The 887-nt window shown below is 81.2% G+C and carries 1 protein-coding gene and 1 pseudogene; both read right to left on the bottom strand.

Annotation, left to right across the window (positions count from 1 at the left end; translation table 11 throughout):
- Positions 1 to 285: pseudogene (locus WCS02_RS20715) on the bottom strand (hypothetical protein); the annotation flags it as partial.
- On the bottom strand, positions 282 to 887 hold a 606-nt coding region (locus WCS02_RS20720), incomplete at its 5' end, for a DUF6286 domain-containing protein (protein WP_340296203.1). The pseudogene WCS02_RS20715 and the gene WCS02_RS20720, both read right to left, overlap by 4 nt.

An 887-nucleotide genomic window follows, 5' to 3' on the forward strand; every position in this document is an offset into this window, starting at 1 on the left:
GGCCTCCGACTTGGCGGTCAGCGGGACCTGGCGGACGCGCGGCCGGTGCACGTGGGCCACCAGGGCCCGCAGGCCGACCAGGACCGCGACGACGCCGCCGACGGCCAGCGCCCACGGCCAGGCCGGGGCGTCCGGTGCGGAGGCGAGGACGGCCAGGTCGACCTGCCCGGGGGCGCCCGGCCAGCGGCCCAGGCCCCAGACGACGAGCGCGCCGGAGACGGCGAGGACGACCAGGGCGAGGACCGCCAGGACGGTCCGGTCGAGGGCGACCAGGCGGCGGCTCACGAGCGGGCCCCGTGCACATGGACGCCGACCCGGGGGGCGGGCTGCAGCCCCTCCAGCCGCGCAGCCACGCGCTGGGCGGTGGAGGCCGTGAGGGAACGCACGTCGTGGGCGTCGCGCGGGTCGACGGTGACGTGCACCGCGACCCGGCGGCGGTCGGCGCGGCCGCGGGAGGAGAGGACCTCGTCCTCGCCGAGCGCGGTGTCGGCCGCCAGCCGGGCGACCGAGCCCGGGTCCAGGTCGAGCGGGACGCCGCGGCCGGCGGGGTCGACGAGCCGGACGGTCCGCGCGGGGCGGGGCCGCAGGGCGACGAGGAGGAGCAGCAGGCCGACCACCAGGCCCGCGGCGCCCGCGGCGACCGCGGTGGTGCCGGGCACGACCTCGGTCGCCGAGGCCAGGAGCGGGGCGGCCCAGGGCTCGCCGGGGACGACGACCTGGCCGCCGACCTCGCGGCCTGCCGTCACCTCGCGCAGGGCCAGCAGGCCGAGCGCGACCAGGGCGAGGCAGAGCAGCGTCGCCAGCACGGCGGCGGCGGGGACGCCGGCCGGGGCGGCCGCGGGGGGCAGCACCTCCGACGCGGGCGCCGGGGCAAGTCGGAGGCCAAG

The organism is Aquipuribacter hungaricus, assembly GCF_037860755.1.
GTDB classification, from domain to species: domain Bacteria; phylum Actinomycetota; class Actinomycetes; order Actinomycetales; family JBBAYJ01; genus Aquipuribacter; species Aquipuribacter hungaricus.